Below are 18,349 nucleotides of genomic sequence, written 5' to 3'. Positions count from 1 at the left end.
GGGGGGGGGGGGGGGGGGGGGGGGGTGGGGGTGGTGGTGGGGGGGGGTGTGGGGGGGGGGGGGGTGGGGGGGTTGGGGGGGGGGGGCGGGGGGGGGGGGGGCCCCCCCCGGGGGGGCGGCCGGCTTCGGAGCGGTGGCGTTCTTCTCCGGCGCCGGGGCCGATGCCGAGGGGGAAGGGGAGGCGGACGTGCTCGGCGAGGCCGACGGGGAGGGAGAGGCCGAGGAGGAGGGCGATGCCGACGGGGAGCCCGAAGGCGGCGCGGTGGCCGGGTCGGGGGCGGAGGAGGCGCGGGCGGACAGGTTGGCGAGGCCGCCCTGCTGCTCGGCCGGGAGGCCGGACCCGGGGGTGCTCGCGGGCTTCGCCTCCGTGCGGTCGGTGGCGGAGCCGGCCGCGGTGACCCCCAGGTAGGGGAAGGAGGAGCCCACCGGCACCACGCCGGTGGTGACGGCCGCCGTGGCCAGCACCACGGCCACGGAGACACCCAGCAGGCCGGCGCGCACCGCGGTGGGGCGCCGGTCGGCGCGGCGCGGCGCGGCGGGAAGTCGGTGGCGTCCCATTGGTCCTGCCTTCCTCACAAGTCCAAGATCATCCTTTGTGCACCCAAATGGGTGAGTTCGTTGCTGCGCGACTGTACCGTCCCGGGGCCCGGGGGCGATGCCCTCCGTGATCGCCCTCCCGGTTAGCGTTCACGCATGAACGAAGATGTCCGCCTGACCGCCTGGGTGCGCGGCCGTGTACAGCGAGTGGGCTTCCGCTGGTTCACCAGGGCCAATGCGCTGGAGATCGGCGGGCTCGTCGGCTTCGCGCTCAACCTCGACGACGGGCGAGTGCAGGTGGTGGCCGAAGGTCAACGTGAGAATTGCCACCGGCTGCTCGATTGGCTGTGCTCCGCCGACACGCCCGGGAGGGTCGACGGGGTGACGGAAATCTGGGGGGCGCCGCGCGGCGGCTATGACGACTTCGCGATCAGGTGAGCGTCCGGATGATCATGTACTGATCACATCTCCGGACCTCGCACAGGGGGCCGGATCTGCGCGTTCGCCCCGGGGCGCCTCCCGGCGGTGGCCCGGAGCGCATTGCCGGGGACGCCGAACCGTGAAACGCTCGAAGCAGCGGACGATCTCCACGCCCCTTGGGGGAACCGGGCGGCCCGCCGATACGGGGCGTGATCGTGTTGACCGTCAAACTTTTTGGTGAGACGCTGGAAGCCCCGCGCACCTGAGCTGTTTGGCAGTGATGGAGTAGTAAGCGCAGTGACTGGCCGTCGCTGTCGGACATCCGCGGGTGCGATTCCCTCACGACCCACACCGCTTCGGTCGGTCACTCAGTGTGGAGGACCATCCATCATGGCAAAGGCGCTTCTCGGTTACGTCGGCGGTTCCGACCCGCGACTCCTCGCCGAGATGCGACGGCTTCAGCAGCGCGTCCAGGACCTCGAGTCCGAGCTCGTACGGATTCAGTCCGAAAACGACGCGCTGAACGCGGCCGCCGCTCAGCACGGAGACTCGCTGCTGGACCGCATCGACATCGACGTACCCCAGGCGGAGCCTGCGCTCACCTGATTCGCTCACTCGTCGCTCGACTCCAGCCCCGCACGATCTGCAAGGGACGCTTCGGCGTCCCTTCATTCTTTTGCGGAGCTGAATTCCTTGAGGTCACTTGTGCCCTGCACCTTCATGGGTGAAACCGAAAGCGACAGGTAGAGTCCGGCGGCGTGCACCTCAAGTCCCTGACCCTGCGAGGCTTCAAGTCCTTCGCTTCCGCCACCACCCTGCGCTTCGAGCCCGGCATCACCTGCGTGGTGGGCCCCAACGGCTCCGGCAAGTCCAACGTGGTGGACGCGCTCTCCTGGGTCATGGGGGAGCAGGGCGCCAAGTCCCTGCGCGGCGGGAAGATGGAGGACGTCATCTTCGCCGGGACGACCGGCCGGCCGCCGCTCGGGCGCGCCGAGGTCTCGCTGACCATCGACAACTCCGACGGCGCCCTGCCGATCGACTACGCCGAGGTCACCATCACCCGGATCATGTTCCGTGGCGGCAGCAGCGAGTACCAGATCAACGGCGACACCTGCCGGCTCCTCGACATCCAGGAACTGCTCTCCGATTCCGGCATCGGCCGCGAGATGCACGTCATCGTCGGCCAGGGCCAGCTGGACTCCGTCCTGCACGCCGATCCGGGGGGCCGCCGCGCCTTCATCGAGGAGGCGGCCGGCGTCCTCAAACACCGCAAGCGCAAGGAGAAGGCGCTGCGGAAGCTGGACGCGATGCAGGCCAACCTGGCCCGCGTACAGGACCTCACCGACGAACTGCGCCGCCAGCTCAAACCGCTGGGGCGGCAGGCCGCGGTGGCCCGGCGGGCCGCCGTGATCCAGGCCGACCTGCGCGACGCCCGGCTGCGGCTCCTCGCCGACGACCTCGTCACGCTGCGCACCGCCCTGGCGGCGGAGATCGCCGACGAGGCGGCGCTGAAGGAGCGCAAGGAAGCCGCCGAGGCCCAGCTCGCGGAGGCGCAGCGGCGGGAGGCGGAGCTGGAGGAAACGGTGCGGCAGCTCACGCCGCGGCTCCAGCGGGCGCAGCAGACCTGGTACGCGCTGTCGCAGCTGGCCGAACGGGTGCGCGGTACGGCGTCCCTCGCCGAGGCACGGGTCAAGTCGGCCACCGCTCCGGCCGAGGAGGAGCGGCGCGGCCGCGACCCCGAGGACATGGAGCGCGAGGCGGCACGCATCCGCGAGCAGGAGGCGGAGCTGACGGCGGCCCTGGAGGCGGCCTCCCGCGCCCTGGAGGACACGGTCGAGCACCGCGCCGAGCTGGAGCGGGCCCTCGCCGAGGAGGAGCGGCGGCTGCGGGACGCGGCGCGGGCCATCGCCGACCGGCGCGAGTCCCTGGCCCGGCTGACGGGGCGGCTGGGCGCGGCCCGGTCCCGGGCCGGGGCGGCGCAGGCCGAGATCGACCGGCTGGTGGCGGCCCGCGACGAGGCGGAGCTGCGGGCGGCTGCCGCGCAGGCGGAGTACGAGGCGCTGGCCGAGGAGGTCGGCGGGCTCGACGAGCCCGAGGCGGACGGCGCGTACGAGGCCGCGCGGGCGGAGCTGGCGGCGGCGGAGACCGCCCTCGCGGCGGCACGGGACGCGGCCACAGCCGCCGAGCGCTCCCGGGCGGCGGTCGCGGCCCGCCGGGACGCGCTGGCGCTCGGGCTGCGCCGCAAGGACGGCACCGGGGCGGTGCTCGCCGCGAAGGAACGGCTGACCGGACTCCTCGGCCCGGCCGCGGAGCGGTTGACGGTCACCCCGGGCCACGAGGCCGCGGTCGCCGCGGCCCTCGGCGCCGCGGCCGACGCCGTGGCCGTCGCCTCGCCGGCTGCGGCCGCCGGGGCCATCCGCCACCTCCGCGCCGCGGACGCAGGCCGCGCAGCCTTCCTGATCACCCCGGACCCGGCGGCCATGGCTTCCGACCCGGCGGTCCCGGCTTCCGACCCGGCCGCCCCGCAGCCGGGTGCGGCCGTTCCGGCCGCCGCGCCGGGCGGTCCCGACGGCGGGCCCCTCGGGGCGCCAGGGACGCCTGGGGCGCCCGTGGCCGAGCTCGTGCACGGGGAGCCCGGGCTGGTGCGGGCCGTGGCGCGGGTGCTGCGGGACTACGTGGTCGTCGGAACTCTGGAGGAGGCCGAGGCGCTCGTCGTGGCCCGCCCCGACGCAGTGGCCGTCACCCTCGACGGCGACGTGCTCGGGGCACACCACGCGCACGGCGGCTCCGCGGCCGCCCCCAGCCTGATCGAGGTGCAGGCCGCCGTCGACGAGGCGGCCGCCGAGCTGGACCGGCTGGACGGGCAGTGCAAGGAACTCGGCGAGGCCCAGGAGGCCGCCCGGGAACTGCGCCGCGAACTCGCCGCCCGGGTCGAGGAGGCCGGTCAGCAGCGCCGGGCCGCGGAGCAGGCCAGGGCCGGGGCGGCCCAGCAGCTCGGACGGCTCGCCGGGCAGGCCAAGGGCGCTGCGGGCGAGGCCGAGCGTACGGCGGCCGCCGCGGCCAAGGCGCAGGACGCGCTGGAGCAGGCCCTGGCCGAGGTGGCGGAGTGCGCCGAACGGCTCGCCGCCGCCGAGGAGAGCGGCCCTGCCGGGGACGAGGGCGGGGAGGAGCCGGACACCGCAGTGCGCGACCGGCTCGCCGCCGACGGGGCCAACGCCCGGCAGACCGAGATGGAGGCCCGCCTCCAACTGCGCACCCACGAGGAGCGGGTCAAGGGCCTGGCCGGCCGGGCCGACGCGCTCGACCGCGGCGCCCGCGCCGAGCGCGAGGCGCGGGCGCGGGCCGAGCGCCGCCGCCGGCGGCTGCAGTACGAGGCCGGGGTGGCCCGGGCCGTCGCCGACGGCGCCCGCCAGCTCCTCGCGCACGTCGACGTCTCCGTCGGCCGCGCCGAGCAGGAGCGCGCCGCCGCCGAGGAGGCCAAGGCGCTGCGCGAGCGGGAACTCGCCGAGGCTCGGGGGCGCGGCCGGGACCTCAAGGGCGAACTGGACAAGCTCACCGACTCCGTCCACCGCGGCGAGGTCCTCGGGGCCGAGAAGCGGCTGCGCATCGAACAGGTGGAGGGCCGCGCCCTGGAGGAGTTCGGGGTCGAGTCCGCCGCCCTCGTCGCCGAGTACGGACCCGACCAGCCGGTGCCGCCGAGCCCACCGGCCGAAGGGGAGGAACTCCCCGCGGACCCGGAGCACCCCCGCAACCGGCCCGGCCCGTTCGTCCGCGCCCAGCAGGAGAAGCGGCTGGTGGCCGCCGAGCGCGCCCACCAGCGGCTCGGCAAGGTCAACCCGCTCGCACTGGAGGAGTTCGCGGCGCTGGAGGAGCGCCACAAGTTCCTGAGCGAGCAGCTCGAAGACCTCCGCAAGACCCGCGCCGACCTGCTCCAGGTCGTACGGGAGGTCGACGAGCGCGTCGAGCAGGTCTTCGCGGAGGCGTACCGGGACACCGCCCGGGAGTTCGAGGGGGTCTTCTCCCGGCTGTTCCCGGGCGGCGAGGGGCGGCTCGTCCTCACCGACCCCGGCAACATGCTGACCACCGGTGTCGACGTCGAGGCCCGGCCGCCGGGCAAGAAGGTCAAGCGGCTGTCGCTGCTCTCCGGCGGCGAGCGGTCGCTGACCGCGGTGGCCCTGCTGGTGTCCATCTTCAAGGCCCGGCCGAGCCCGTTCTACGTGATGGACGAGGTCGAGGCGGCGCTCGACGACACCAACCTCCAACGGCTGATCCGGATCATGGAGGAGCTCCAGGAGAGCTCGCAGCTGATCGTCATCACGCACCAGAAGCGGACGATGGAGGTCGCCGATGCCCTCTACGGCGTATCCATGCAGGGCGACGGCGTCTCCAAGGTGATCAGCCAGCGGCTTCGCTGACCTCGATTCGCTTCAAGAAGTGAATGTCCTGCCCTTCGGCCTCCCGAAACCTCTCGCCACCCCGCTCGCTCCGCGGAGTCCCCTCCCCCTATTGACTTCAAGAACTGAACACATAAGCTCGCTCCGCCGCCCTATCCATTCGAGTGGTGCCGGATCTTCGGCTGTGCGCCACTGGAAGCACCACCCACCCACCCCGCCCGCCACCGCAGCCGGGCATGCAGGAGCACACCTTGAGCAGCAGCAGGAGCGCAGCCCCGGCCCCGGGCAGCGGGCGCGCCGCCCATCCCGACCACCTCGGGCACGTCGTCTTCATCACCGCCGCCGCGGCGATGGGCGGCTTCCTCTTCGGGTACGACAGCTCCGTCATCAACGGCGCGGTCGTCGCCGTCCGCGAGCGGTTCGACATCGGCTCCGAGGCCCTCGCCCAGGTCATCGCCGCCGCGCTGATCGGCTGCGCGCTCGGCGCCGCCACGGCCGGCCGCATCGCCGACCGGATCGGCCGCATCCGCTGCATGCAGATCGCCGCGGTCCTGTTCACGGCGAGCGCCCTCGGCTCGGCCCTGCCGTTCGCCCTGTGGGACCTCGCCACCTGGCGCGTCATCGGCGGCTTCGGCATCGGCATGGCCTCCGTCATCGGCCCCGCCTACATCGCCGAGGTCTCCCCGCCCGCCTACCGCGGCCGGCTCGCCTCGTTCCAGCAGGCCGCCATCGTCATCGGCATCGCCGTCTCCCAGCTCGTCAACTGGGGCATCCTCAACCTCGCCGACGGCGACCAGCGCGGCGACATCGCCGGCTTCGAGGCCTGGCAGTGGATGCTCGGCGTCATGGTCGTGCCGGCCGTGCTCTACGGCCTGATGTCCTTCGTCATCCCCGAGTCGCCCCGCTTCCTGATCTCCGTCGGCCGTACCGACGAAGCCCGCAAGGTGCTCGCCGAGGTCGAGGGCTCCGGCGCCGACCTCGACGGCCGCGTCCGCGAGATCGAGCACGCGATGAAGTCCGAGCACAAGTCCACCTTCAAGGACCTGCTCGGCGGCCGCTTCGGCCTGCTGCCCATCGTCTGGGTCGGCATCGGCCTGTCGGTCTTCCAGCAGCTCGTCGGCATCAACGTGATCTTCTACTACAGCTCCTCGCTGTGGCAGTCCGTCGGCATCGACCCGAGCAGCTCCTTCTTCTACTCGTTCACCACGTCGATCATCAACATCGTCGGCACCGTGATTGCGATGATCTTCGTCGACCGGCTCGGCCGCAAGCCGCTCGCCCTGATCGGCTCGGCCGGCATGGCCGTCTCCCTCGGCGCCGCCGCCTGGGCGTTCTCGTACAAGACCGAGGTCGGCGGCGAGATCTCCATCCCCGAGACCCAGGGCACCGTGGCTCTCGTCGCCGCGCACTCCTTCGTGCTCTTCTTCGCCCTGTCCTGGGGCGTGGTGGTCTGGGTGCTCCTCGGCGAGATGTTCCCCAACCGGATCCGCGCCGCGGCGCTCGGTGTCGCCGCAGCCGCCCAGTGGGTCGCCAACTGGCTGGTCACCGTCACCTTCCCGACGCTGTCGGACTGGAACCTGTCCGGCGCCTACATGATCTACACCGGCTTCGCCCTGCTCTCGATCCCGTTCATCCTCAAGTGGGTGCCGGAGACCAAGGGCAAGGCGTTGGAGGAGATGGGGTAACCACCCCCGCCAACAACCCCCACTCCTCTCGCACCGGGTGCTGCCCCGGCTCAGCTCCTGAGCCGGGGCAGCACCTGTTCGCACAGCAGGTGCAGGCTGCGCCAGCCCTCGTCCGGCGGCATCCCGCCGCACAGCGGGTGCAGCACCAGGTTCCCCGCGTCGCCGGCGGCCCGGGCGTACCCGACCGCCTCGTCCGGGGTCAGCACCCGGTACACGCCCTCCGCGCGCAGCTCCTCGACCGTCCGCGCGCGCGACCGCACGGCGCTGCGGATGTCCTTCGACTGCCAGGACGCGTACGTGCCCGCCTCGTGCAGGAAGCAGCCGCCGTACTCGGCCCACACCCGGTCCGGGTCCTCGGCGACGTGCAGCAGCGGCGTCTCGGCCGCCGGCATCAGGCAGAAGCCCTCCGTGCCGTACTCCGCCAGCCGCGCCGCGTAGTACGCCTGGAGCTCCGGCAGGTGCGCGCTCGGGAAGAACGGCAGCCCGAACCGGGCCGCCCGCCGTGCCGCGGCCTGCGAACTGCCCCCGACCAGCAGCAGCGGGTGCGGCCGGGTGAAAGGCGCCGGGGTCACCCGCACGGTGCGGCCGCGGAAGGCGAACGGCTCGCCCGTCCACGCCGCGAGCAGCGTTTCGAGCAGCTCGTCCTGGAGCCGGCCGCGCCGGCCCCACTCGACGCCGTGCTGCTCGTACTCCTCGGGCCGGTAGCCGATCCCCGCGACGGTGACGAGCCGCCCGCCGCTCAGCAGGTCCAGGACGGCGATGTCCTCGGCCAGCCTCAGCGGGTCGTGCAGCGGGCCGATGACGGCCGAGACGGTGACGGAGATCCGCCGGGTGGCGCCGAGGACCGCGCCCGCGAACGCGAACGGCGAGGGCAGCCAGTTGTTGTCCGTGCCGTGGTGCTCCTCGGTCTGGACGGTGTCGACGCCGCGGTCGTCCGCGTACCGTGCCATCTCCAGTGCCGCCCGGTAGCGGGCGGACAGGCTCCCGGGGGTGCCGTTCGGATCGACGAGGTTGAACCGGGCCACGGTGACGGGCATGAGGAGGTCCCCTTCGCCGGATGCGGTTGGGCGGGCGAAGGGGACCGTAGCTGACGGAGCGTCAGTTGGACAGGGGTGCGTCAGCGGGTCGGGGACGCGGCCCGCTCGGACCGCCCGGCCGCCACCTCCGGCTGCCCGCCCGCCGGGTCCGCCGACTCCGTCCGCGCCGTGCGCGGCAGTACGGCGTACAGCGCCCCGGAGGTGAGGATGCCGGCAGCCCAGCCCAGGCCGTTCGCGCCGATCCAGGTGTCGGCCAGCGGCCCGGCGAACCAGTCGACCCTGGTGAACAGCAGGCCCACCGCGAGGGCCGCGCCCCACGCCGCCATGGCCTGCCAGGCGTACCCGCCCCGGTACCAGTAGGCACTGGTCCGCGAGGTGTCCAGCAGCGCGGTCCCGTCGTAGGACGTCCGGCGCAGCATGTCCACGCCGAAGACGCCGATCCACGCGGAGAAGGCCACCGCCAGCAGCGTCAGGAAGGAGATGAACGAGCCGAAGAAGCTGGTGGCGACGACCATCAGCAGGAAGCCGAAGACCAGGCTGATCGCGGCGTTGACGCTGACCGCGGCCGCGCGCGGCACCCTGATGCCGAGGGTCTGCGCCGTGAACCCGGCCGAGTACATGGACATCGAGTTGATCAGCAGCATGCCGAGGAGTGCGATCAGCAGGTACGGGACCGCGATCCAGGCGGGCAGCAGGCGGCCGATGAAGGAGACCGGGTCCTGCGCGGAGGCCAGGTCCGGGGTCCCGACCGCCATGACCGCGCCCATCAGCACCATGGGGATGACGACGACGGCCGCGCCGCCGACGGTGGCGCCGACCACCCCCCTGGTCGATGCCGTGCGCGGCAGGTAGCGGGTGAAGTCCGGGCCGGACGGCACCCAGCTGATGCCGCCCGCGGCGATCGTGCCGATGCCCGCGACCATCATCGCGGTGGAGCCGGCCGGCTTGCCGAACACCGCGGACCAGTCGGTCTCCGCGACCAGCCAGCCCAGCACCAGCAGGCTGAACCCGCCGAACAGGTACGTCGACCAGGTCGAGCACACCCGCAGCGCGCTGATCCCGAGCCCGGAGACCAGGAAGGTGCAGCCGACGAACAACAGCAGGGTGACCACGATCAGCGCGGTGTTCTTCTGTACGCCGAACAGCAGGTCCAGCACCGTCAGCAGGGCGAACGCGCCGCTGACCGCGTTGATGGTCTCCCAGCCCCACCGGGCGATCCAGATGAGCGCCCCGGGGAAGAGGTTGCCGCGCTGCCCGAACACCGCCCGCGACAGCGCCATGCCGGGCGCACCGCCGCGCCGGCCGGCGAGGGAGATCAGGCCCACGAGCCCGTACGAGACGACGGGTGCGGTTACCGCGACGACCAGCACCTGCCAGATGTTGAGCCCGTTGAAGATCACCAGTCCGGCGCCCATGGTCAGCAGCAGCACGCTGATGTTGGCGGCGACCCAGGTGGGGAAGAGCTCCCGGACCCGGCCGGTGCGCTCGTCGTCGGGTACGGGTTCCAGACCGCGGGTCTCTATGGCGCCGTCGGCGGACTCGGCAGGCATGCGTGCTCCGATGGAGTGGTGTGCAGAGAGTCACCCATCATTGCCGTTATCACCTGAAAGGTACAAACCGCGGCGGATGGCCGGAGAGCGGGACGGGCCGGACCCGACCGCGGCGCAACCGCGGCCGGAGCGGGGATGCCCCGGGCCCGGCGACCGGGTCGCGCATACTGAGTTTCGCTATGGACATCCTCATCATTGCTCTACTCATCGCCCTGGTCGCGGTCGTCGTGGCCGGCGGGCTCGTGGTCGGCAGCCGCAGGAAGAAGCAGCTGCCGCCCCCGGCACCGCCGAGCACGCCGACCATCACTGCCCCGCCCGCCGAACCGCAGGTGGGGGAGGACGCCGCCACGACGGCGGAAGAGCCGCGCCGCACGATCGAGGAGGTCGTACTCCCCGAGGCGGAGGCGGCGGCCCCTGCGGCTCCCGAGGCGCCGCCGGTCGTCCCGGCCCAGGCCGCTCCCGCCCCCGAGATCGAGGTGCCCGAGCCCACCGCCGGCCGCCTCGTCCGGCTCCGCGCACGGCTCGCCCGCTCGCAGAACTCCCTCGGCAAGGGGCTGCTCACGCTGCTGTCCCGCGAGCACCTCGACGAGGAAACCTGGGAGGAGATCGAGGAGACCCTCCTCGTCGCCGACGTCGGCGTCGTCCCCACCCAGGAGCTGGTCGACCGGCTCCGCGAGCGGGTCCGGGTGCTCGGCACCCGCACCCCGGCCGATCTGCGGGCCCTGCTGCGCGAGGAGCTGCTGACCCTGATCGGCACCGACCTCGACCGTGTCGTGAAGACCGAGAGCGGCACCGGCACGCCCGGCGTCGTGATGGTCGTCGGCGTCAACGGCACCGGCAAGACCACCACCACCGGCAAGCTCGCCCGTGTCCTCGTCGCCGACGGCCGCAGCGTTGTGCTCGGCGCCGCCGACACCTTCCGCGCCGCCGCCGCGGACCAGCTCCAGACCTGGGGCGAGCGGGTCGGCGCGCGCACCGTGCGCGGTCCCGAGGGCGGCGACCCCGCTTCCATCGCCTTCGACGCGGTCAAGGAGGGCATCGCGGAGAGCGCCGACGTGGTGCTCATCGACACCGCCGGCCGCCTGCACACCAAGACCGGCCTCATGGACGAGCTCGGCAAGGTCAAGCGCGTCGTGGAGAAGCACGGCCCGCTGGACGAGGTCCTGCTCGTCCTCGACGCCACCACCGGGCAGAACGGCCTCACCCAGGCCCGCGTCTTCGCCGAGGTCGTGGACATCACCGGCATCGTGCTCACCAAGCTCGACGGCACCGCCAAGGGCGGCATCGTCGTCGCCGTGCAGCGCGAGCTCGGCGTCCCGGTCAAGCTCGTCGGCCTCGGCGAGGGCCCGGACGACCTGGCGCCCTTCGAGCCGGAGGCCTTCGTCGACGCCCTGATCGGCGACTGAGCCCCGTACGCACGCCCCGGCGCCCCCCCGTTCCCCCCGGAACGCGGGGGCGCCGCAGCATGTGGCCGGGAGCCGGCCGTGCGGGCCCGTCCCGCGGCGGCCCGGCCCACAGCCCGTCGCGCGGGACGCTACCGCCGCAGCCGGTGGCAGATGTACGCGAGCGTGCCCAGCAGGAGCCGGGCCTGTGGCGGACCGCCCGCGGAGTCGAGGGCCGGCGGGCGCAGCCAGCCGACGGGGCCGAGGCCGGCGTGGTCGGACGGCGGGGCGGTCACGAAGGCCCCGTGCCCGAGGGCGCGCAGGTCCAGGTCGGCGTCGTCCCAGCCCATCCGGTACAGCAGCTGCGGCAGCTCGGCCGCCGCGCCCGGGGCCACGAAGAACTGGGCCCGGCCGTCCGGGGTCACGGTGACCGGCCCGAGCGGTAGGCCCATCCGCTCCAGCCGGACCAGCGCCCGGCGTCCGGCCTCCGCCGAGACCTCGATGACGTCGAAGCCGCGGCCCACCGGCAGCAGGACCGCCGCGCCCGGGTACTCGCCCCAGGTCGCGGTGACCTCGTCCAGGGTGGCGCCCGCCTTGACGGTGGGGGCGAGCGGCAGCGGATGCGCGCCCGGCGCGGGGCAGTCCGCGTGGCCGCAGGAGCAGTTGCGGGCAGGTGCCGCGGCCCGGGCGCCGGGGACCGCGTCCCAGCCCCACAGCCCGGTGTACTCCGCCACCGCCGTGCACTCCGACGTCCGGCCGCGCCGCCGGGCGCCGGAGCGGAATTCCTTGGTGCTGCGGCTGCTGCCGATCGTGAAGCCCATGCCCATGCCCCCTCCAACGGGTTGGATGCGCCGGTGGTTACGACGGTGGTGACGAGGTCGGGCGGATGCGGCCCGGGCCCGGTTTCCGGCGGTATGCCCGGCGCACTCCTCGCCGCGCGCGCCCCGAGCGCACTCCCGTCCAACCGATCGTTTTTGGCTCGGTGCCAAGTGAATCGCGCCTGGCGGGTGGCTTCTCCAAACGAAGGGGTGGCGAATGGTGGCGTTTCGACGATCGGGCTCGCCCCGGGGGTGATCGTAGGATTACTTTCGGTGCACGAACCCGAAAGGCGGACCCGAATGTGGTTATGCCGGAGGCAAGGCGTGAAGGACCTGTGAAGGTCCCCGGCGGCGCCCGCCGCCACGGCCAGGGTTTCGTGAGAACGGACTGAGCGGATGGGGGCGTTCCAGTGAGCGGCAACGGCGCAAGCGGAACGAGTGGAGAAACGGACCTCCCGGGCCCAGCCGCCCGCAACGAACAGCTGACTTCCTGGTTCGTGCGCAGCGGCTGGTCGAAGGGCGAACTCGCCCGCCAGGTGAACCGGCGCGCCCGGCAGATGGGTGCCCACCACATCAGCACGGACACGTCCCGGGTGCGCCGCTGGCTCGACGGCGAACAGCCCCGCGAGCCCGTCCCGCGCATCCTGTCCGAGCTGTTCTCCGAGCGGTTCGGCTCGGTCGTCGCCATCGAGCAGCTCGGCCTGCGCACCGCCCACCAGACGCCGTCCGTCTCCGGCGTGGACCTGCCCTGGGCCGGCCCGCAGACCGTCGAACTGCTCGGCGAGTTCTCCCGCAGCGACCTGATGCTCGCCCGCCGCGGCTTCCTCGGGACCTCCCTCGCCCTCTCCGCGGGCCCCGCCCTCATCGAGCCCATGCAGCGCTGGCTGGTCCCGGCGCCGGCCGCCGACCCGGCCGTCCGCGAGCCCGGTTCCGGCGGAGCGCTGAGCGGCCACCGCCCGCCCCGGCTGTCCGAACCGGAACTCGACCTCCTCGAATCCACCACCGTGATGTTCCGCCAGTGGGACGCCCAGTGCGGCGGCGGACTGCGCCGCAAGGCCGTCGTGGGCCAGCTCCACGAGGTCACCGACCTGCTCCAGGAGACCCACCCGGCGCCCGTGATGAAGCGGCTGTTCAAGGTCGCCGCCGAACTCGCCGAACTCGCCGGCTGGATGAGCTACGACGTCGGGCTGCACCCCACCGCGCAGAAGTACTTCGTCCTCGCGCTGCACGCCGCCAAGGAGGCCGGCGACAAGCCCCTCGGCTCGTACATCCTCTCCAACATGAGCCGCCAGATGATCCACCTCGGCCGCCCCGAGGACGCCCTGGAACTCATCCACCTCGCCCAGTACGGCAGCCGCGACTGCGCCGGCCCCCGCACCCAGTCCATGCTGTATGCGATGGAGGCCCGCGCCTACGCCAACATGGGCCAGCCCAGCCGCTGCAAGCGGGCCGTCCGCATGGCCGAGGACACCTTCGGCGACATCGCCTTCGGCAACGAGCCCGAGCCCGACTGGATCCGCTTCTTCACCGAGGCCGAGCTCAACGGCGAGAACTCGCACTCCTACCGCGACCTCGCCTACGTCGCCGGCCGCAGCCCCATGTACGCCTCCCTCGCCGAACCCGTCATGGAACGGGCCGTCGATCTCTTCGGCAAGGACGAAGTGCACCAGCGCTCCTACGCCCTCAACCTCATCGGCATGGCCACGGTGCACCTGCTCCAGCGCGAGCCCAAGCAGGCCGTCGTCCTCGTCGACCGGGCCCTCGAAGTGGCCGGAAAGATTCGGTCCGAAAGGGTGAACACCCGGCTGCGGAAGACCGTCGACACCGCCGCCCGTGAGTACGGCGACGTCGCCGAGGTGGTCCAGCTCACCGACCACCTCGCCGCCCGGCTCCCCGAGGCCGCGGAGGCCGTCTGACGGCCCCACCCGGCCGCCCCCCGAGGCCCCGGCCGCGGCAGACACCCCGTGAAGCCCGATCAGGCTCCCCCAGCCAGGACTCCCGGGTGCTGCCGCGGCCGGTCCCCTTGAACCGCGCGTTCATGGACGCGTAACACGTCCGACCTCTTCGTCACGGGCGCGAAACATCGAGCGGCGCCGCCGGAAACCGGCCTGCGCGAATCTCATGGCCATTAACCGGCCAGCCCTCAGGAACCGGGCCCACCACCCCCGGCCCACCCCCTGCGCCGCTGCACGTTCCACGATCGCCCGCACGCGAACGTACCGACGACGAGGAGACGCCGATGGCATCAGCCATCACGACCCTCGCGGCAGACGCCCCGACGCTCTCCGCCGCGAACACCGGGTTCATGCTCATCTGCTCCGCCCTGGTCATGCTGATGACCCCGGGACTCGCCTTCTTCTACGGGGGCATGGTCCGCGTCAAGAGCAGCCTCAACATGCTGATGATGAGCTTCATCAGCCTCGGGATCGTCACGGTCCTGTGGGTCCTCTACGGCTTCAGCATCGCCTTCGGCGCCGACACCGGAGGAGTCATCGGCTGGTCCTCCGATTACCTCGGCCTCAGCGGCATCGGCATCACCGAACTCTGGGACGGCTACACCATCCCGGTCTACGTCTTCGCCGTCTTCCAGCTCATGTTCGCCGTCATCACCCCGGCCCTGATCAGCGGCGCCCTCGCCGACCGCGTCAAATTCAGCGCCTGGGCCCTCTTCACCGCCCTGTGGGTCACCCTCGTCTACTTCCCCGTCGCCCACTGGGTCTGGGCCCCCGGCGGCTGGCTCTTCGAACTCGGCGTGATCGACTTCGCGGGCGGCACCGCCGTCCACATCAACGCGGGCGCCGCCGCCCTCGCCGTCATCCTCGTCATCGGCAAGCGCGTCGGCTTCAAGAAGGACCCGATGCGCCCGCACAGCCTGCCCCTCGTCATGCTCGGCGCCGGCCTGCTGTGGTTCGGCTGGTTCGGCTTCAACGCCGGCTCCTGGCTCGGCAACGACGACGGCGTCGGCGCCGTGATGTTCCTCAACACCCAGGTCGCCACCGCCGCCGCCATGCTCGCCTGGCTCGCCTACGAGAAGCTGCGCCACGGCTCCTTCACCACCCTCGGCGCCGCCTCCGGCGCGGTCGCCGGCCTCGTCGCCATCACCCCCGCCGGCGGCTCCTGCTCCCCGCTCGGCGCGATCGCCATCGGCGCCATCGCCGGCCTGCTGTGCGCCATGGCCGTCGGCCTCAAGTACAAGTTCGGCTACGACGACTCCCTCGACGTCGTCGGCGTCCACCTCGTCGGCGGCATCGTCGGCTCGCTCCTCGTCGGCTTCTTCGCCACCGGCGGGGTCCAGTCCGACGTGGCCGGCCTCTTCTACGGCGGCGGCCTGGAACAGCTCGGCAAGCAGGCCGTGGGCGTCTTCTCCGTCCTCGCCTACTCTCTCGTCGCGTCCGCCGTGCTCGCCCTCCTCCTCGACAAGACGATGGGGATGCGGGTCACCGAGGACGACGAGGTCTCCGGCATCGACCAGGTCGAGCACGCCGAGACCGCCTACGACTTCAGCGGGGCCGGCGGCGGCACCTCCGTCCGGAGCACCGCCCACACCGCCGCCCCCGCTGCCGCCGCGAGCAAGAAGGTTGACGCATGAAGCTGATCACCGCGATCGTCAAGCCGCACCGGCTGGACGAGATCAAGGACGCCCTCCAGCGGTACGGAGTGCAGGGCCTGACCGTCTCCGAAGCCAGCGGCTACGGCCGTCAGCGCGGCCACACCGAGGTCTACCGCGGTGCCGAGTACACCGTGGACCTCGTACCCAAGATCCGCATCGAGGTGGTCGTCGAGGACGACGACGCCGAGTCGGTCATGGAAATCCTGGTGAAGGGCGCCCGCACCGGCAAGATCGGTGACGGCAAGGTGTGGAGCGTCCCCGTGGACGCCCTCATCCGCGTCCGCACCGGCGAGCGCGGCGCCGAAGCGCTCTAGCGACGGGAGACCCTGGGTGACGAGCGTCGAAGAGACCACGGGCACCTCCGACCCGGGACCCAGCGGTTACGCCGCGGCCCGGCTGCGGCTCCTCCAGGAGGAGCCGCGGTCCGGGCCCTCGCGGCGTTCCGCGCTGGCCGGGCTGACCGACGACTGGCTGAACGCCCTGTTCACCACCGCCGCGCGGGAGACCGGCGTACGCGGCGCCGTCCTCGTCGCCGTCGGCGGCTACGGGCGCGGCGAACTCTCCCCGCGCAGCGACCTCGATCTGCTCCTGCTCCACGACGGCAAGGCCGCCCCCGCCGACCTGGCCCGCCTCGCCGACCGCATCTGGTACCCCGTCTGGGACCTCGGCCTCTCCCTGGACCACTCGGTCCGCACCCCCGGCGAGGCCCGCAGGACCGCCGCCGAGGACCTCAAGGTCCACCTCGGACTCCTCGACGCCCGCCCCGTCGCCGGAGACCTCGGCCTCCTCACCGGCCTGCGCACCTCCGTCCTCGCCGACTGGCGCAACCACGCCCCCAAGCGCCTGCCCGCGCTGCACGCCATGTGCCGGGAACGGGCCGAGCGGTGCGGCGAACTCCGCTTCCTCCTCGAACCCGACCTCAAGGAGGCCCGCGGAGGCCTCCGCGACATCACGGCCCTGCGCGCCGTCGCCGCCTCCTGGCTCGCCGACGCCCCCCGCGAGGGACTCGCCGACGCCCGGCGCCGGCTCCTCGACGCCCGCGACGCCCTCCACCTCGTCACCGGCCGCGCCGGCGACCGGCTCGCCCTCCAGGAACAGGACCAGGTCGCCGCCCGGCTCGGCCTGCTCGACGCGGACGCCCTGCTCCGCGAGGTCTACGAGGCCGCCCGGACCGTCGCCTACGCCGCCGACGTCACCTGGCGCGAGGTCGGCCGCGTCCTGCGCGCCCGCGCCGCCCGGCCCCGGCTGCGCGGACTCCTCGGCGCCCGCGCCGCCAGCCCCGAACGGGCCCCCCTCGCCGAGGGGGTCGTCGAGTCCGACGGGGAGGCCGTGCTCGCCCTGGCCGCCCGCCCCGAACGCGACCCGGCCCTCCCCCTGCGCCTCGGCGCGGCCGCCGCCCAGGCCGGGCTGCCGGTCTCGCCGCACGCCGTACGCCGGCTCGCCGCCCAGAGCCGGCCGCTGCCGACGCCCTGGCCCGCCGAGGCCCGCGAACAGCTCCTCACCCTGCTCGGGGCGGGGGAGCCGACGGTCGGCGTCTGGGAGGCCCTGGAGGCCGAGGGCATCGTCTCCGCGCTCCTGCCCGACTGGGAACGGGTCCGCTGCCGCCCGCAGCGCAACCCCGTCCACACCTGGACCGTCGACCGGCACCTCGTGGAGACCGCCGTCCGGGCCTCCGCCATGACCCGCCGCGTCGGCCGCCCGGACCTGCTGCTGATGGCGGCCCTGCTGCACGACATCGGCAAGGGCTGGCCCGGCGACCACAGCGTCGTCGGCGAGACCATCGCCCGCGACACGGCCGTACGCGTGGGCTTCGGCCCGGCCGACGCCGACGTCCTGGCCACGCTGGTCCGCCACCACCTGCTGCTGGCCGAGACCGCCACCCGGCGCGACCTCGACGACCCCGCGACGGTCCGTTCCGTCGCCGAGGCCGTCGGCACCCCCGGCACCCTGGAACTCCTGCACGCCCTCACCGAGGCCGACGCCCTCGCCACCGGCCCCGCCGCCTGGTCGGCCTGGCGGGCCTCCCTGGTCGCCGACCTCGTCCGGCGGGTCGCGGCCGTCCTCGGCGGGGCCCCCGCCCCCGGGCAGCCCGACCCGGCACCCTCCGCCGAGGAGGAACGCCTCGCCGTGGAGGCCCTGCGGACCGGGGAACCCGTCCTGGCCCTGCACACCCGGCACGAGGAGGACGCCGTCGGAGTGGAGCTGGCCGTCGCCGTCCCCGACCAGCCGGGCGTCCTGCCCGCCGTCGCCGGGGTCCTCGCCCTGCACCGGCTCACCGTGCGCGCCGCCGACCTGCGCGCGCTGGAACTCCCCGACCACCTCGGCGAGGCCCTGGTGCTCCACTGGCGGGTCGCCGCCGAGTACGGCTCCCTGCCCGAGGCCGCCCGGCTCCGCGCCGACCTCGTCCGGGTCCTGGACGGCTCCCTCGACGTCTCCGCGAAGCTCGCCGACCGCGAGGCGGCGTACCCGCGCCGGCGCGGCGTGGTCCCGCCGCCGCCCCGGGTCACCGTGGTCCCGGACGTGTCCTCGCTCGCCACCGTCCTGGAGGTGCGCGCCCCCGACGCGGTGGGGCTGCTGCACCGGATCGGGCGGGCGCTGGAGGGTGCGGGGGTGCGGGTCCGCAGCGCGCACGTCTCGACCCTGGGCGCGAACGCCGTGGACTCGCTGTACGTCACCTCGGTCGAGGGCAAGCCCCTCGACCCGGGCGACGCGGCCACCGTGGCCGCGGCCCTCGCCGAAGCCCTGTCGTAGCCGCCTGCCGCCTGCCGCTGCGCGGAGCCGCTGCCCGCCCCGCCCTTCCCGAAACCGGGGACTCCGGCCCCGGCCCCCGTCGCCTCAAACGCCGGCGGGGCTGGATCTCCGGGGGCTCCGCCCCCGCACCCCCGCGCCTCAAACGCCGGCGGGGCTGGATGTTCC

Annotated in this window: 13 protein-coding genes; 10 read left to right on the top strand and 3 right to left on the bottom strand. The window is 73.6% G+C overall.

The genetic code is table 11. The annotated features are described in order from the left end of the window. Nucleotides 1–133: 133 nt before the first annotated feature. From ACFVGY_RS30070 to ACFVGY_RS30050, 5 genes are all read left to right on the top strand, one after another. On the top strand, nt 134–409 hold the full coding sequence (locus tag ACFVGY_RS30070) for a hypothetical protein (RefSeq protein WP_385683099.1): 276 nt from the start codon (nt 134–136) through the stop codon (nt 407–409). Nucleotides 410–693: 284 nt separating this feature from the next. Beyond that, nucleotides 694–975 (top strand): acylphosphatase, encoded by a 282-nt coding sequence (locus ACFVGY_RS30065; protein WP_385683096.1) that lies wholly within the window; start codon nt 694–696, stop codon nt 973–975. Between the two features lie 372 nt (nt 976–1,347). Next, nucleotides 1,348–1,563 (top strand): hypothetical protein, encoded by a 216-nt coding sequence (locus ACFVGY_RS30060; protein ID WP_030162422.1) that lies wholly within the window; start codon nt 1,348–1,350, stop codon nt 1,561–1,563. Between the two features lie 152 nt (nt 1,564–1,715). Next, entirely contained in the window at nt 1,716–5,372 is a 3,657-nt protein-coding gene (locus tag ACFVGY_RS30055) for a chromosome segregation SMC family protein (protein WP_385683093.1), read from the top strand. A 230-nt stretch (nt 5,373–5,602) separates the two neighbouring features. Continuing rightward, nucleotides 5,603–7,036, top strand: coding sequence for a sugar porter family MFS transporter (locus ACFVGY_RS30050; RefSeq protein ID WP_385683090.1), 1,434 nt, complete (start codon nt 5,603–5,605; stop codon nt 7,034–7,036). 50 nt (nt 7,037–7,086) lie between these two features. Here the strand turns inward: ACFVGY_RS30050 and ACFVGY_RS30045 are convergent, their stop codons facing one another. Both ACFVGY_RS30045 and ACFVGY_RS30040 read right to left on the bottom strand, forming a co-directional pair. After that, nucleotides 7,087–8,073 (bottom strand): LLM class flavin-dependent oxidoreductase, encoded by a 987-nt coding sequence (locus ACFVGY_RS30045; RefSeq protein ID WP_385683087.1) that lies wholly within the window; start codon nt 8,071–8,073, stop codon nt 7,087–7,089. 80 nt (nt 8,074–8,153) lie between these two features. Further along, a complete protein-coding gene (locus ACFVGY_RS30040) occupies nt 8,154–9,623 on the bottom strand; it encodes a cytosine permease (RefSeq protein WP_385683084.1) in 1,470 nt (489 codons plus the stop codon). A gap of 179 nt (nt 9,624–9,802) precedes the next feature. Between ACFVGY_RS30040 and ftsY the strand changes: the two genes are divergently transcribed. Further along, nucleotides 9,803–11,029, top strand: coding sequence for a signal recognition particle-docking protein FtsY (gene ftsY, locus ACFVGY_RS30035; protein ID WP_385683081.1), 1,227 nt, complete (start codon nt 9,803–9,805; stop codon nt 11,027–11,029). A gap of 128 nt (nt 11,030–11,157) precedes the next feature. On the opposite strand, the gene ACFVGY_RS30030 is transcribed toward ftsY, so the two are convergent. Next, nucleotides 11,158–11,826, bottom strand: coding sequence for a bifunctional DNA primase/polymerase (locus ACFVGY_RS30030; RefSeq protein WP_385683078.1), 669 nt, complete (start codon nt 11,824–11,826; stop codon nt 11,158–11,160). 407 nt (nt 11,827–12,233) lie between these two features. Here ACFVGY_RS30030 and ACFVGY_RS30025 point away from each other — a divergent pair, with 407 nt between their 5' ends. The 4 genes from ACFVGY_RS30025 to ACFVGY_RS30010 all read left to right on the top strand — a co-directional run bounded on the left by ACFVGY_RS30025 (nt 12,234) and on the right by ACFVGY_RS30010 (nt 18,184). Further along, nucleotides 12,234–13,739: a hypothetical protein gene (locus tag ACFVGY_RS30025; protein WP_385683075.1), complete on the top strand. Its 1,506-nt coding sequence runs from the start codon at nt 12,234–12,236 to the stop codon at nt 13,737–13,739. 323 nt (nt 13,740–14,062) lie between these two features. Next, on the top strand, nt 14,063–15,412 hold the full coding sequence (locus ACFVGY_RS30020; RefSeq protein WP_385683072.1) for an ammonium transporter: 1,350 nt from the start codon (nt 14,063–14,065) through the stop codon (nt 15,410–15,412). Further along, nucleotides 15,409–15,747, top strand: coding sequence for a P-II family nitrogen regulator (locus ACFVGY_RS30015; protein ID WP_179176219.1), 339 nt, complete (start codon nt 15,409–15,411; stop codon nt 15,745–15,747). Before ACFVGY_RS30020 ends, ACFVGY_RS30015 begins: the two co-directional genes overlap by 4 nt. A gap of 16 nt (nt 15,748–15,763) precedes the next feature. Continuing rightward, nucleotides 15,764–18,184 carry a [protein-PII] uridylyltransferase gene (locus ACFVGY_RS30010; protein ID WP_385683069.1) on the top strand — a complete coding sequence of 807 codons (2,421 nt, stop codon included), beginning with the start codon at nt 15,764–15,766 and terminating at the stop codon, nt 18,182–18,184. Nucleotides 18,185–18,349: the final 165 nt, after the last annotated feature.

It is taken from the genome of Streptomyces sp. NPDC127106 (assembly GCF_042677605.1).
GTDB lineage: Bacteria > Actinomycetota > Actinomycetes > Streptomycetales > Streptomycetaceae > Streptomyces.
The sequence above is the reverse complement of the archived record's forward strand: the minus strand, read 5'-3'. Positions and strand labels throughout refer to the sequence as shown.